General features: G+C 72.8%; 11 protein-coding genes. 8 read left to right on the top strand and 3 right to left on the bottom strand.

Annotated elements, in window-relative coordinates; genetic code table 11:
• Window positions 1–24 precede the first annotated feature (24 nt).
• The gene (locus ACWCSU_RS09195; RefSeq protein ID WP_357701045.1) at window positions 25–954 is read left to right on the top strand and encodes an aldo/keto reductase; all 930 of its coding nucleotides are present in this window, start codon (window positions 25–27) and stop codon (window positions 952–954) included.
• 120 nt (window positions 955–1,074) lie between these two features.
• Here ACWCSU_RS09195 and ACWCSU_RS09190 read toward each other — a convergent pair whose 3' ends face one another.
• A complete protein-coding gene (locus ACWCSU_RS09190) occupies window positions 1,075–2,121 on the bottom strand; it encodes a polyprenyl synthetase family protein (protein WP_449934631.1) in 1,047 nt (348 codons plus the stop codon).
• Window positions 2,122–2,405: 284 nt separating this feature from the next.
• On the opposite strand from ACWCSU_RS09190, the gene ACWCSU_RS09185 reads away from it, so the two are divergent.
• Together ACWCSU_RS09185 and ACWCSU_RS09180 are read left to right on the top strand one after the other, a co-directional pair.
• Entirely contained in the window at window positions 2,406–3,776 is a 1,371-nt protein-coding gene (locus tag ACWCSU_RS09185) for a cytochrome P450 (protein ID WP_449934629.1), read from the top strand.
• On the top strand, window positions 3,773–5,287 hold the full coding sequence (locus ACWCSU_RS09180) for a prenyltransferase/squalene oxidase repeat-containing protein (RefSeq protein ID WP_449934628.1): 1,515 nt from the start codon (window positions 3,773–3,775) through the stop codon (window positions 5,285–5,287). The genes ACWCSU_RS09185 and ACWCSU_RS09180 overlap by 4 nt, the downstream gene beginning before the upstream one ends.
• Here the strand turns inward: ACWCSU_RS09180 and ACWCSU_RS09175 are convergent.
• Window positions 5,284–6,306, bottom strand: coding sequence for a terpene synthase family protein (locus ACWCSU_RS09175; protein ID WP_449934626.1), 1,023 nt, complete (start codon window positions 6,304–6,306; stop codon window positions 5,284–5,286). The genes ACWCSU_RS09180 and ACWCSU_RS09175 overlap by 4 nt on opposite strands.
• Before the next feature lie 190 nt (window positions 6,307–6,496).
• Here ACWCSU_RS09175 and ACWCSU_RS09170 point away from each other — a divergent pair, with 190 nt between their 5' ends.
• From ACWCSU_RS09170 to ACWCSU_RS09150, 5 genes are all read left to right on the top strand, one after another.
• The gene (locus ACWCSU_RS09170; protein WP_449934624.1) at window positions 6,497–8,848 is read left to right on the top strand and encodes a sensor histidine kinase; all 2,352 of its coding nucleotides are present in this window, start codon (window positions 6,497–6,499) and stop codon (window positions 8,846–8,848) included.
• Between the two features lie 34 nt (window positions 8,849–8,882).
• The gene (locus tag ACWCSU_RS09165; protein WP_357701054.1) at window positions 8,883–9,302 is read left to right on the top strand and encodes a roadblock/LC7 domain-containing protein; all 420 of its coding nucleotides are present in this window, start codon (window positions 8,883–8,885) and stop codon (window positions 9,300–9,302) included.
• Window positions 9,299–9,676, top strand: coding sequence for a DUF742 domain-containing protein (locus ACWCSU_RS09160; RefSeq protein ID WP_352356948.1), 378 nt, complete (start codon window positions 9,299–9,301; stop codon window positions 9,674–9,676). Before ACWCSU_RS09165 ends, ACWCSU_RS09160 begins: the two co-directional genes overlap by 4 nt.
• Window positions 9,657–10,244, top strand: coding sequence for a GTP-binding protein (locus tag ACWCSU_RS09155; RefSeq protein WP_357701056.1), 588 nt, complete (start codon window positions 9,657–9,659; stop codon window positions 10,242–10,244). The genes ACWCSU_RS09160 and ACWCSU_RS09155 overlap by 20 nt, the downstream gene beginning before the upstream one ends.
• A 71-nt stretch (window positions 10,245–10,315) precedes the next feature.
• A complete protein-coding gene (locus ACWCSU_RS09150) occupies window positions 10,316–10,915 on the top strand; it encodes a DNA topoisomerase subunit B (RefSeq protein ID WP_357701058.1) in 600 nt (199 codons plus the stop codon).
• An 8-nt stretch (window positions 10,916–10,923) separates the two neighbouring features.
• Here ACWCSU_RS09150 and ACWCSU_RS09145 read toward each other — a convergent pair whose 3' ends face one another.
• On the bottom strand, window positions 10,924–14,346 hold the full coding sequence (locus tag ACWCSU_RS09145; RefSeq protein ID WP_449934621.1) for a SpoIIE family protein phosphatase: 3,423 nt from the start codon (window positions 14,344–14,346) through the stop codon (window positions 10,924–10,926).
• Between the last annotated feature and the right edge of the window lie 48 nt (window positions 14,347–14,394).

The following is a 14,394-nucleotide window of genomic DNA, read 5'->3' as shown; positions in this document are numbered from 1 at the left end:
GCCGGGGGCGCGGATAATGGCCGCATGAGATCAATAGGCACGACGGACCTGTCCGTTTTCCCGATATCGCTCGGCACCAACGTCTTCGGCTGGACCGCGGACAAGGAGACCTCGTTCGCGATACTCGACGCCTATGTCGAGGGCGGGGGCAACTTCATCGACACGGCCGACGTCTACCCCCACTGGGTGACCGGCGAGTCCACGTCCGAGCTGATCATCGGCGAGTGGATGGCCGACCGCGGCAACCGCGACTCCGTGGTCGTGTCCACCAAGGTCGGCATGCTGGAGGGGCTCGAAGGGCTGGCCCCGGCCACAATCCGGACGGCCGTCGAGGACTCGCTGCGCCGCCTGCGCACCGACTACATCGACCTGTACTGGGCGCACGTGGACGACCACGACACGCCTCTGGTGGAGTCGCTGGCCGCCTTCGACGCGCTGGTCAGGGAGGGCAAGGTGCGTCAGGTCGGCGCGTCGAACTACGGGCCGGAGCGGCTGGCCGAGGCCCTCCGGATCTCCCGGGACGAGGGGCTGGCCTCGTACGTGGCGTTGCAGCAGCCGTACAACCTGGTCGACCGGGGGTATGAGGGCGAGCTGCGGGACGTGGTGGCGGCGGCCGGCCTGTCGAGCACGCCGTACTTCGGGCTGGCCCGCGGGTTCCTGACCGGCAAGTACCAGCCCGGCGTCACCGTCGACAGCCCGCGGGCCGGGAAGGCGGCCGAGTACCTCGACACCGAGCACGGGCGCAGGGCGCTCGAAGGGCTGCTGAAGGTGGCGGCCGAGCGCGGCGCGGAGCCCGCCTCGGTGGCGCTGGCCTGGCTGGCCGCCCAGCCCACGGTCACCGCGCCGATCGCCAGCGCGCGCGACCCGCGCCAGCTCAAGCCGCTGCTGGCGGCGGCCGAGCTGGAGCTGAGCGAAGAGGAGCTGACCCTCCTCGACGAGGCCTCCCGCCCCTGACCCTCTCCGCGGTCCGCCTGACGGCCCCGCGCCCGACGTCGCCTGTCGGCCCGCGCCTGACGACCCGCGCCGGGCGTCGCCGAACCCCTCCGGGAGCCGCGGCGGCGCGGGTCGTGGGCGTCAGTGGGTGCGGTTGGTCACCGAGGCGCACAGGGCACGCAGGGCGGCGGCGCCGGGCAGGTGCTCGTCCATGACGGCCAGCGCCGCCGACAGGTGGCGGTCGGCGACCTCCTCGGCCAGGGCCCGGCCGCCCGCCTCCTCGACCAGGCGGGCGGCCCGCCGCGCGCTCTCCTCGTCCCCGGCGCCCTTCGCCAGCACCTCGGACAGCTCCTCGGCGGCGGGCCCGCCGACGGCGAGCGCCGCGAGCACGGGCAACGTCTTCTTGTCGCGCCGCAGGTCGCTGTGCACGGGCTTGCCGGTGACCCGCGGGTCCCCCCAGATGCCGAGCACGTCGTCGGCGATCTGGAAGGCGATCCCGAGGTCCAGTCCCATCCCCCACATGCGGCCGGACAGCGCGGGCGCCCCGCCGAGCGCCGTCCCCGCCGCCGCGGCCGCGGCCAGCAGGCTGCCCGTCTTGCCCGCGGCCATCCGCGTGTACTCCTCGACGGTGACCTCCTCGGGCCCCGTCCACGGGCGGGTCTCGAACGTCATGTCGGCCGTCTGCCCCTGCACCAGCTCCGTCAGGGCCGCCGACAGGTGGCGCATCGCCTCGGCGTGGCCGCTCAGGCGGCTGACGGCCAGCGCCAGCAGCGAGTCGCCGGCCAGCACCGCCGGGCCCACGCCGTACGCCTTCCACAGCGCGTCCCGGTGCCTGCGTTGCTCGTCGCGGTCGATGATGTCGTCGTGCACGAGGGAGAAGGCGTGCACGAGCTCGACCGCGACCGCGCCGGGCAGCGCCTGCTCGGCGGTGCCGCCGACGGCCTCGGCGCTGAGCATGGCGATGGCGGGCCGGAGGATCTTGCCGCCGCCACCAGCACCGCCACCAGCACCGCCGCCACCGCCGCTGACGTGGCCCTCGGCGTCGGGCCAGCCGAGGGCGAAGGCGGCCATGCGCGCGCCCCAGGGATGCAGCTCGGAGACGGCCTGGCGGAGCGCGGGTTCGAGCAGGGCGCGGCAGCGCGCGATCACGTCGTCGTCGCGTCGTGGCGTCGTCCGGCCGGGATCCATCGCCGCTCTACCCCCAAGTACGATCTTGAATCTACACGGAAGACCGCAGCATCCAGCGACGAAGCGCCAGGTCGGATGAGGGACAGGCCGTCAGCGCAGTGTACGGCCCAGGCCGCGCGCCCCCACGACGCGGCTCGCATGATCCCACAAGAAGCGTAACTGTACCATCACGCCCCAACCTTGATCACGGGCGGATGATCATGCCATAATCACGCAAAAAGTAACATATGGCGATATAGCCACTCTTGCCTTCAGCGTCATCCTCAGGATCGGGGTTCCCCCCAATGCCGCACGCCCCCGCGAGTAGCCCCAAGACCCTTCCCCTTTATCGAGTGGTGCCGCGTCTGGTCAAGGATCCTGTCAGTGAACTCGCGAAAATGGGGACGGAGGCGGACGGGCGGATCGTCCGGCTCGATCTCGGCCCGTTCCGCCCGTACCTGATCTCGCACCCCGACCACGTGCAGCAGATCCTCAAGACCGACGCGGCGAACTTCGTCCGCGAGGGCACCCTCTGGCAGGCCGTACGCCGGGTGACCGGCCACGGCATCCTCAGCGAGGGCGACACGTGGTCGACCACCAGGAAGATCCTCCAGCCGCTGTTCACCGTGAAGCACACGGCCTCGCTGGCCGAGGACATGACCGAGCTCATCGACGACTACCTGCGCGCCTTCGACGGCCACGCCCGTACGGGCCGGCCGGTGGACGCCGGGCGTGAGATGACCACGATCATCAACCAGGCCGTCGCCCAGGTCCTGTTCGGCGGACGGATCTCGCGGGAGACGGCCGCGGTGCTGGCGCCCGAGTTCGCCACGTGTGCCACGTCCATCGCCTTCCGGCTGCTGCTGCCGTTCGTGCCGGACTCCGTGCCGCTGCCCGGCGACCGCGCGTTCATGGCCGCCAAGAAGAAGATCGACGAGATCGTCTACCCGCTGATCGAGCAGGCGGTCGCCGAGACCTCGCACGGCAAGGACACCGACGTGCTGGCCGCCCTGGTCAGGGGCAGACGCGGGCCGGACGGCGAGGTCGACGTCCACCAGGTCCGGCACGACCTGGTGAGCGTCTACGGCACGGCCACCGAGACCACGGCGATGTCGCTCACCTGGCTCTGGGGCCTGCTGCACGAGCACCCCGAGGTGGACGCCCGGCTGCGCGAGGAGATCGCCCGCCTCGACGTCGACGGCCCGGTGCGCCCGGCCCAGGTCGCCGAGCTGCCCTATCTCCGCATGGTCCTGCAGGAGCTGCTGCGCATCTACCCGACGGCGTGGATCGTGCCCCGCCAGACACTGGCCGACACGGAGGTCGGCGGCGTCCGGATCAAGGCGGGGACACACGTGCTGATCAGTCCGTTCAGCACCCATCGGCTGCCGGAGTTCTGGGACCGGCCGCTGGAGTTCGACCCGGACCGCTGGGCCGACGGAAAGGGCGAGCGGCGTCACCGTTACGCCTTCATCCCGTTCGGTGCCGGCCCGCACATCTGCCTCGGCCAGCACCTGTTCTACGTCGAGGCGCCGCTCGTCGTCGCCAACCTGCTGAGCCGGTACCGGCCGGAGCTGACCAACCCCCAGCCGTTGACGGCCCTGCCCGGCGCCTCGACCCGGCCGAAGGAGAAGCTGATGCTGAGGCTGCACCCGATCGAGCGGACCGCACGCGCGTGAGCCGGACGAGCACCGCCGCCGGCACGGCGGCGGACATCAGCGCGCGCGCGGACGACCTCGTCTCCAGCCTCATGCTCCGGCCGTGGGGGCAGGTCTCGCCGTCGGTCTACGAGACCGGGCGGCTGGTCTCGCTCGCCCCCTGGCTGATCGGGCACCGCGAGCGCCTCGACCACCTCACCGCCGTCCAGCACGCGGACGGCTCCTGGGGCGCTCCCGACGGTTACGGGCTCGTGCCGACGCTGAGCGCGACCGAGGCGCTGCTGACCGCGGCGCGCCGGGGCGACCCGGGCATGGACCTCGACGCGGCGGCCCCGGCGGCGGAACGCGGACTCCGCGCGCTCTCCGCCTTGTTGTCCGCGCCGCTCAGCCTGCCCGACATGCCGGCCATCGAGCACATCGTCCCCTCGCTCGTGTCGCTCATCAACGGGCACAGCGGGCACCCGCCGCTGCCGCTGCCCGCGGGCATGGGCTACGGAACCCTGGACACGATCAGGTCCTGGGTCGCCGCCGGGCAGGACATCCCGGACAAGCTGCTGCACGCCCTGGAGATCGCGGGCCCGGACGCCCGCGGCGCGTTGGGGGCGCGGCCGTCGGCCATCGGCACCGTCGGCGCCTCGCCCGCCGCGGCCGCCGCCTGGCTCGGCGGCCGGGTCGCGGGCCCGGTCCTCGACCACCTGGAGGCGGTCGTGCGCATCCACGGCGGCCCGGTCCCGGTCGGGCTGCCGATCACCGTGTTCGAGCGCGGCTGGGTGCTGAGCTGGCTGGCCCGCGCCGGGGTGCCCGTCGAGGTGCCGCCGGAGATGATCGCGGACCTGCGGGCGGCGATCGGGCCCCAGGGCACCCCGGCGGGCCCGGGGCTGCCGGCCGACGCCGACACCACCTCCGTCGCGCTGTACGCGCTGGCGCTGCTGGGCTCGCCGTACGAGCCGGACTGCCTGTGGCACTTCCACAACGGCTCCCACTTCACCACCTGGCCCGGCGAGCAGGGCGTGTCGATCAGCGTCAACGCGCACGTGCTCGACGCCTTCGGCCAGTACGCCGCCCGCCGGCCGGACGCCGCGCCGCGCTACGGCGAGGCGATCACCGGCCTGTCCGCCTGGCTGCGCGAGCGGCAGGACCCCGGCGGGTTCTGGGCCGACAGGTGGCACGCCTCGCCGTACTATGCGACCGTGAGCTGCGCGCTCGCGCTGGCCGACTTCGGCGGCCCGGCCTCGGACGAGGCCGTGGCGGCGGCCGCCCGCTGGGTGCTGGACACGCAGCGGGCGGACGGCTCGTGGGGCCGCTGGACGGGCACCCGGGAGGAGACGTCGTACGCGATGCAGACCCTGCTGCTGACCCCCGGACGGGCCGAACCACGGCGTGAGGCGGCCGTGGAACGGGGGCTGGAGTACCTGACCCGCGCGGCGGACGAGCGGCACGTTCCCCTCTGGCATGACAAGGACCTGTACGTGCCGGTCGCGGTGGTCAGGTCGGCCGAGCTCGCCGCCGCCCACCTCGCGCGTCCCTCCTAGCCGCCGTGTGCTCCGACGTCCCCGGCCAGTTCGCGAACCGTGTAGGCGTGCGTGTCCCTGGCCAGGTACCACGCGCCGTTGAAGGCCACGCTCCTGCGCTGCCCCTCGGCGATCGCGGCCAGTTCGGGGGGCAGCCCGGCGAGCGCGTTCAGGAAGCGCCCGTTGAGCTCGGCGATGTGAGCGGCGACCCCGTCGACCGCGGCCCGCGTGTCCGTGCCCGCCCGCTCCAGGATGAGGACGGAGTTCGGCTTGCCCTCGCTGCGCTCCCGCTCGAACGTCCTGATGTCGTTGGCCAGCCGCATGCAGGCCGCGCCGAGATGGGTGGCGGACACGACGGCCCGCCAGTGCCGGTCGTGCGCCGGACGGGGACCGCGCACCCCGAGACCGGCCACCCACCACGTCCTGTACAGGATCGTCTGGGTGCCGTTGTCCACGTAGGTGTCGTAGTCGGGCCAGGGTTCCCCGCCTTCCGACCACGCCCGCTCGCGGGCCATGGCCGCGCCCGCGAGGTCGAGCTGCTCGGCCAGGGCGGGCGCGTACACCGCCACCTCCGGGTCGGCGCCGAACCGCGTCCACCAGTCGCGCCAGGCGCGCAGGGCCTCGCCCACCGGCCCCTCGTCGCCGGGGTCGGTTCCCTGGCCGCGCAGGACCGAGGAGAGGCGGCCGAAGATCGCCAGGACGTCGTCCGGGGACCAGGAGCCGGCGATGTTGTCGGCTATGTCGTCCAGACCGAAAAGGATCGCGGTGAGTGTGCCGAGTTCGGCTACTTCGTCACGCGCTGCGTCCGGAAACGTGGCCGCGGCGGACAGGCAACTGAAGGCCAGCCTGCTCGCCGAGCTGTCGCCCTCGGCGAACAACGTGGAGTACGGCCGCAGGAATCCGGCCGCCACCGGGACGGCCTCCAACGCGGTTGCGAGTACCGCGGCCCGGTCGGGTTCGGGCACGCCGGCGAGCTGGTCGGACTGCTTGAGCAGGGTATTTCTGATGCTGAAGTAAGCAGGGGGAGACGAGTCGGGCATTAATAAAGGCTACCCATTTTGCCCATTTTTGACTACTGGTGTCAAAAATGGGATATAAGTACAGATAGTGCCTAGTGTTGCTTGAGAGACGCTTTGGAACTGCGCTAAGGTTTCGTGATCGACAGCGTCGATATGCCATGACCTGTCCGGATGATGAGCACGCGAAATGACTTTCACAGGGTGGGTATAAATGGGCTTCCGCAATACGAGCCTGCGGACCAAAGTCACAGCTCTACTGCTCTCCCTCACGGCACTGTGGGCGTTCGCTGCCTGGGTCACCCTTCGTGAGGGTGTCAACCTGCTCTGGGTCTCTCAAGTCGACTCCAGCGTAGTGGGCCCCAGCGAGCCCTTGCTCATCGAGCTCCAGAGGGAGCGCCGGATCTCCGTCGTGAAACTCAGCGACGCCACCGGCGGCCCCCGCCGTGACCTGGACAACCAGCGCAAGAAGACCGACGGCCTGCTCGCCGCGTTCCAGGAGGCGGCGACCGGCGGCCTGGTGAGCTGGGCCATCGACGACGAGGGCGCCGGTCGCCTGAACGACGTGCTCAAGGCCCTCGGCACGCTCAAGGAGACCCGCAAGGCCATCGACGCCGGCCGCCTGGACAAACTGGAGGCCACGGCCGCCTACAGCGATCTGATCGACTCCGTCTTCACCCTCTACGGCTCGCTGGCGACCGTCGACGACAAGACCGTCGCCAAGGACATCCGCACGCTCCTGGCCCTGAACAGGTCCCGCGAGGTGCTGGCGCGCGAGGACGCCCTGCTGGCCGGCGCGCTCGTCCAGGGGCGGATCTCGGCCGAGGAGCAGGCGCAGTTCACCCAGACCGTCGGCGCCTGGCACGTCCTCGCCGAGCAGGCCGGCGACGAGCTGCCCGACTCCGAGCAGGCGGCCTTCGACAAGCTGCTGAAGGGCGAGTCGCTGAGCAGGCTCCAGACCATGGAGAACCTGATCTCCGGGCAGGGCCCGCAGGCCGGGGCGCTGCCGTTCGGCGCGGCGCAGTGGAAGAGCGCGGCCGACCGCGCGCTGGCCGACTTCAGCGCCCTGGTGCTGGCCGCCGGCGACCGCCTGGTGGACCGGGTCGTGCCCGTCGCGGCCGGCGTCATCGTCCGGCTGGTGCTGGCCGCCGGTCTCGGGCTGGTGGCCGTCGTCGCCTCGATCATCCTGTCCATCACCACCGCCCGCGCCCTGTTCGCCCAGCTGCAGAAGCTGCGCGACGCCGCGCACGAGCTGTCCGACGAGCGCCTGCCCGGCATCGTCGAGCGCATCGGCCACGGCGAGGAGGTGGACGTCGCCAAGGAGGCGCCCGCGCTGGAGTTCGGCGACGACGAGATCGGCCAGGTGGGCCAGGCGTTCAACACCATGCAGCACACGGCCATCACCGTCGCGGCCGAGCAGGCCGAGCTGCGCCGCAGCATCCGCGACATCCTGCTCAGCCTGGCCCGCCGCACCCAGGGCCTGGTGCACCGGCAGCTCACCGTCCTGGACGTGATGGAGCGCCGGGAGACCGACCCGGAGGAGCTGAAGGAGCTCTTCCGCCTCGACCACCTGGCCATCCGGATGCGGCGCAACGCCGAGAACCTGATCGTCCTGTCCGGTTCGTCGCCCGCCCGTACGTGGCGGCGGTCCGTCCCCATGGTGGACGTGGTGCGCGGTGCGCTGGCCGAGGTCGAGGACTACACCCGGGTCACGCTCATGCCGATGGGCGAGGTCGTGCTCGTCGGCCGGGCCGTCGGCGACGTCATCCACCTGCTGGCCGAGCTGATCGAGAACGCCGTGTCGTTCTCGCCGCCGTACACGAACGTGCAGGTCAGCGGGCAGCTCGTGGCCAACGGGTACGTCATCGAGATCGAGGACCGCGGGCTCGGCATGAAGCCCGAGGACCTCGACGCCGCCAACGAGCGCATCGCTGACCCGCCCGAGTTCCGCATCTCCGGCACCGCCCGGCTGGGCCTCTACGTGGTCAGCCAGCTCGCCCGGCGGCACGACATCCAGGTCGTGCTGAAGTCCTCCCCGTACGGGGGGACCACGGTCGTGGTGCTGCTGCCGCAGGAGCTGGTCGAGCTCGACCCGGCGCCGCGGCACCCGGAGGGCGACGACCGGCCGAGCCTGCCCCGCCGTACGAGCACCGGGACCACGCTGGCGACGGTCGCGCGGCCCGCCGAGAACGTCCGCACCCTGACCCCGCCGCGTCCCGCCCCCGCCCCCATCGCCTTCCCCACCCAGATCCATGCAGTGGCAGATCCCTTCCCAGCACCAGTACCAGCACCCTCGCCTTCACCTGAACCAGAACCGCCCGCGGAACCGGAGCAGCAGCCTGTGGCCGAGTTCACGCCGTCCGGCCTGCCCTTCCGAGTCCCCCAGGCCAACCTGGCGCCAGCGCTGCGTGACGACACGCCGACGCAGCCCGATTTCGAGGAGGACGATGACGAGCGCTCGCCCGAGGAGATCCGCGCCATGATGGGATCCCTGCAGTCAGGCACCCGTCTTGGCCGCACCGAGGCGGCCAGGCTGATGGAAGAGCAGCCGGGGGGCGAGGCATGACCGCCGCGGCCCGGCTCCCGACGGGAGGCCCGACATGACCCCCACCGCGGGCACCGACCTCAACTGGCTGCTCGACGACCTGATCGGCCGGATCAAGGAGGCCGAGCACGCCATCGTGCTGTCCTCCGACGGCCTGCTCATGGCCTCGTCCGCCGGTCTGCAACGCACCGACGGCGAGCACCTGTCGGCCGTCGCCTCCGGCCTGCAGAGCCTGGCCAAGGGCGTCGCGGACCACATCTCCGCCGGTCCGGTGCGGCAGACGGTCGTGGAGTGGAAGTCGCAGTTCCTGATCGTGACCACCGCCGGCGAGCGCGCCTGCCTGGCCGTGCTCTGCGCCCAGAACGCCGACATCGGGCTGGTGGCGTACGAGATGGCGATGCTGGTGGCGCGGGTCGGCCAGTACCTGACCTCCGGCGCGCGCAACGCCGAGGCCGTGGCCAGGAGCGACCGGTGAGCACCACGGAGGAGTCCACGGACGAACACTGGATAGATCCGGAGATCATCCGGCCCTACGTCGTCACGCGCGGGCGGACCCAGCCCGCGCACGGCAAGTTCGACCTCATCTCCATGGCGCTGGCGGTGGGTCCGCCGCCGGGCCCCGACGCCGGGCTGGACCCCGAGCATCTGCGCATCCTCCAGCTCTGTCGCGAACCCAAGTCGGTCGCCGAGATAGCCGCGCACCTGAACCTCCCGGCCGGCACGATCCGCGTGCTGCTAGGCGACCTGTTCGACCGTGAACTCGTCTCTGCCCAGGAACCGCAATCCGAGGTGGACATGCATGACATGAAGATGTACAGGGCGGTGCTCGATGGTCTTCGCTCGCTCTGAGCGCCCGCGCCTCCCGACGGCGATCAAGATCCTGATCGCCGGAGGATTCGGCGCGGGCAAGACGACGATGGTCGGCGCCGTGTCCGAGACCAGGCCGTTGCGCACCGAGGAGGTGCTGACCGACCGCAGCGTGGGCGTCGACGACCTCACCTCCGTGGAGGCCAAGCGCACCACCACGGTGGCCATGGACTTCGGACGCATCACCCTGGGCACCGACTACGTCCTGTACCTGTTCGGCACCCCGGGGCAGGAACGCTTCTGGTTCGTGTGGGACGAGCTGGCCGAGGGCTCCCTGGGGGCCGTCATCCTGGCCGACACCCGCCGCCTGGCCGACTGCTTCCCCTCGGTCGACTACTTCGAGCGGCGCGGGACGCCGTTCGTGGTGGCGGTGAACTGCTTCGAGGGGGCGCCGACATTCGAGCTGGACGAGGTGCGGCTGGCGCTGCAGCTCAACCCGTCGATCCCGATCGTGATGTGCGACGCGCGGAAGCGGGACTCCAGCCGGGAGGTGCTGATCACCCTGGTCAAGCACTCGGCGCGGCTGCGCGCGGAGCCCGTCGGGAGCTGAGCCGCCCAGAACCCGAGCCGACCGGTGGCCGCGCCGGTCGGCTCACCTGGCGGGCCTGGGACGATGGGCCCATGAGAGCCTCCTGGCGCAACACGACGCACGACTGGACGGGCACGGTCGACGTCGAGCATCTCGCCCACGTCCGCGCCCGTCCCGACGTGTTCGCCGCCGGCGGCGTCCGGCACCTGGTGCTGGAGGTCCTCGCGTACGCGGCCGACGAGGCGGAGTCCCGTGGCGGCGGGCGCTGCGTCGTCGTCCTGCGCCCGGACGGGTCCGTCGAGGTCGCCGACGACGGCCGGGGCACCGACACCCGCCTCGACGAGCACGGACGTCCGGTGCGCAAGCCGGTCATGGCGACGAAGGACCTGCGCTTCTTCGACCACCCCGAGGCCCCGGCGCTGCCCGACGGCCGCCCGCGCCGGGGCATGTCCGTCGTCGCGGCGCTCAGCACGTGGCTGGTCCACACCAACCGCCGCCTCGACGGCTCCTGGAGCGGCCGCTACGAGCACGGCGTGCCGGTGACCGGCCTCGAACCCGTCGCCGACGACGGCACGACCGGGACCGTCGTCCGGTTCCTCCCGCAGGAGGGCCTGCCTCCGCTCGGCGCGCTGACCGCCGCCGACCTGGCCTGGCCCCACCTGGCCGTCGAGGTGGACGACCGGCGGGGCTGAGGCCCGGGTCAGGGGATCTGCAGGGCGAGCAGGGCGACGTCGTCGCGGGCGCCGTGCTCGGTCATCACCCGCAGGGCGCGGTCGCAGACCGACTCGGCGTCGCCGGGTCCGGCGGCCAGGGCGGCGCGCAGGTCGTCCAGCCGCCGGGTCAGCGGCTCGTCGCGGGTCTCGACCAGGCCGTCGGTGTACAGCAGCAGGGTCGAGCCCCTGGGCAGGACGAACGTCTGCCCGCCGTAGGCGAACCCGGGGTCCACGCCGAGCGCCTGGCCGTGGTGCGCCTCCAGCAGGCGTACCGCCCCCGTGGACGGCACCAGCATCGGCGGGACGTGACCGGCGTTCGCGATCTCCAGGCGGCGCTCGGCCGGGTCGTAGACGGCGAAGAGCATGGTGGTGAAGTAGCGGAGGCCGCCCTGGGTGACGAACACGTTGAGGCGTTCGAGCAGGTGGGCGGGGCGCACGCCTTCGAGGGCGTAGGCGTGGACGGCGGCGCGCAGCCTGCCCATGAGCGCGGCGGCCTCCACGCCCTTGCCGACTACGTCGCCGATCACCAGGGCCACGCGGCCGCCGGGCATGGCGATGACGTCGTACCAGTCGCCGCCGACGAGCCGTCCTGAGGTGCCGGGCTCGTAGCGGGCGGCCAGGCGCAGGCCGTCGAGGTCGGGCAGCCGGGCCGGGAGCAGCGAGCGCTGGAGGCTGAGGGCGGTGCGGTGCTCGCGGGCGTAGGCGGCGGCGTTGTCGAAGGCGAGGGCGGCGCGGTCGGCCAGCGCGGTCAGGAAGGCGCGGGCCTGCGGGTCGGCGGTCGCGGCGGCGGGCTGGGCGAGGGTGACCACGCCGACGCTCCCACGCCGTCCCCGCAGGGGTAACGCGAGCAGCCCGGCGGGGTCGGGCGGGGGTGGACCGTGCAGCAGGGCGCGGGCCGGGCCGGATGCGGGCGGGGTGCGGAGGAGGGTGCGGGCGGGGGCGGGGAGGTCGGGGGTGGTGCGGACGGCCTGGCGGCGCGGGGGCGCCGGCGGGCCGCCGGGAGCGTCCGCGTCGTCCGGGACGAGCCAGACCGCGCAGCCGGCCGCGTACTCGGGCACCAGGTGCTCGCACAGCACGCCGGCGATCTCGTCCGGGTCGAGACTGGCGTGCAGGCGTTCGCCCAGCTCGGCCAGGGCCCGGATGCGCCGGGTCGCGTCGGCGCGCCGACGCAGGGCACGCAGGTGGGTGCCCACCCTGGCGACCAGCTCGGCGGCCGTGAACGGCTTGATCAGGTAGTCGTCCGCGCCCGACTCCAGGCCCTCGACGGTGGCCTCCTGGCCGGCCCGCGCGGAGACCATGATCACGGGGATGGTGCGGGTGCGTTCGTCCGCGCGCAGGGCGCGCAGCAGGCCGTACCCGTCGAGGCCGGGCATCATGACGTCGGTGAGCACCAGCTCGGGCGGCGCCTGCGCGACGGCCCGCAGGGCGGCCTCGCCGTCGGCGACGGCGGCGACCCGCCAGTGCGGGGACAGCAGGCGGACGAGATGCGCCCGCATGTCGGCGTTGTCGTCGACGACCAGCACCTCGGGCGCCCGTTCCGCGGCGGCGGGGTCGTTCGGGACCCAGCCGAGCGCCTCCTGCACGAAGGCGGCCGCGTGGACGCCGCTCCCGGCGGCCGTCCCGGACGCCTGCCCGTCGGGTGCGAACGGCAGCAGCACCGTGAACGTGCTCCCCTCCCCCAGCACGCTCTCCACCTCGATGACGCCTCCGTGCCGCTCCACCAGCTCCCGCGTCAGCGCCAGCCCGATGCCGCTGCCCTCGCCGCTCCTGGCCCGCGTGCCGGCGACGCGGCGGAACCGTTCGAACAGCCGGGGCAGCTCGGCGGCCGGGATTCCGACGCCGGTGTCGCCGACGGTGACCCTGGCCCGGTCGCCCGCCACGTCCACGCGGACCCTGATCTCCCCGCGCAGGGTGAACTTGAACGCGTTGGACAGCAGGTTGAGCACGACCTTCTCCCACAGGTCGGGATCGACGAGGACCGGCCTGGGCAGCGGCGGGCAGTCCAGGACGAGGCTCAGCCCGCCGCGCTCGACCGCCGCCTGGAACAGGCTGGCCACCTCGGCGGTGAGCGCGCCGAGCTCCACCGGCCGGGGCTCGGCGGGCAGCGCGCCCTCCTCGCCCCTGGAGAACTCCAGCAGCGTGTTGACCAGCTTGAGCAGCCGCAGCGCGTTGGCGTGCACGGTACGGACCCGCTCCCGGTCGGCCTCGCGCAGCACCGAGCCGAGCAGGTCCTCGGCCGGGCCGAGCATGAGCGTGAGCGGCGTGCGGAACTCGTGGCTGAGGTTGGCGAAGAACATGGTCTTGGCCCGGTCCAGCTCGGCCAGTTGCTCGGCGCGGCGGTGCTCGGCCTCGAACGCGGTGGCGTTGGCCAGGGCCGCCGAGATGTGGTTGGCGGCCAGGCCCAGGAAGGTGTGGCAGTCGGCGTCGAGCGGGCGGGCGCTGTTGACGCCGGCCACCAGGAACCCGGCCGGGTGATCGGCTCCCGCCTGCTCCAGCGGCAGGACCAGGGCGGTGTCCGGCGGGTCGAACCCGGGCCTGGCCAGCCGGGCGAGCGCCTGGTCGGGCGGGCAGGACGTCACGACGCGGCCCTTCTCGGCGGCCTCGCGCAGCGGCCAGCGGGTGCTCTCCTCCTCGTCCAGGAGGAGGGTGGCCGGGCTCAGCGCGCCGCCGGGTTCCAGGCCCGCGGCGGCGGCCAGGCGGGCGGTGCGGCCGTCGGCGTCCAGCAGGTAGAGCAGCGCGAACGGCACGTCGTCGCGGTGCCGGGCGAAGACGGCGGCCGCCTGCGCGCAGGCCTCGGCGGCGGAGGTGGCGGTCATGGTCCGCTCGCCGAGGTCGCTCAGCACGGCCAGCCTGCGTTCGCCCACCACCCGGCCGGTGGTCTCGGTGACGGCGCAGAACACGCCGCCCACGCCGCCGGACTCGTCGCGGATCGGGCTGAAGGAGAAGGTGAAGCAGCACTCCTCGGTGTACCCGCTGCGCCGCAGCACGAGGTGCAGGTCGTCGGAGTACGTCGCCTGTCCCCGGTCGAGCACCTGGTGGAGCATCGGGCCGACGACGTCCCAGATCTCCCGCCAGCACTCGTCGGCGGGCTGGCCGAGCGAGCCGGGATGCTTGCCGCCGAGGATCGGGACGTAGGCGTCGTTGTAGAGCTGCGCCAGCTTGGGGCCCCAGAAGATGATCATGGGGAAGCGGGAGGACAGGCAGATGCCGACCGGGCCGGTCAGGCTCTGCGGCCAGCTCTCCGGCGGGCCCAGCGGGGTGCGCTCCCAGGGATGGCTGCGCATGAGCGCCCCCATGGCCCCGCCCGCGCCGAGCACGGCGTCCATGGCGGACCGGTCCTCGCACAGCCGGTCGGGTGGCTGGTCGGACGCGCCGCCGGAGGGCTTGCCTGAAGGCCGAATGGCGTCCATCTCAACCTCCATACGCTCGGAGGCGTCCAGATTATGCTTGTTCGCTCG

This window comes from Nonomuraea sp. NPDC001699 (assembly GCF_053596455.1).
This window is presented reverse-complemented; position numbering and strand designations above follow the sequence as displayed.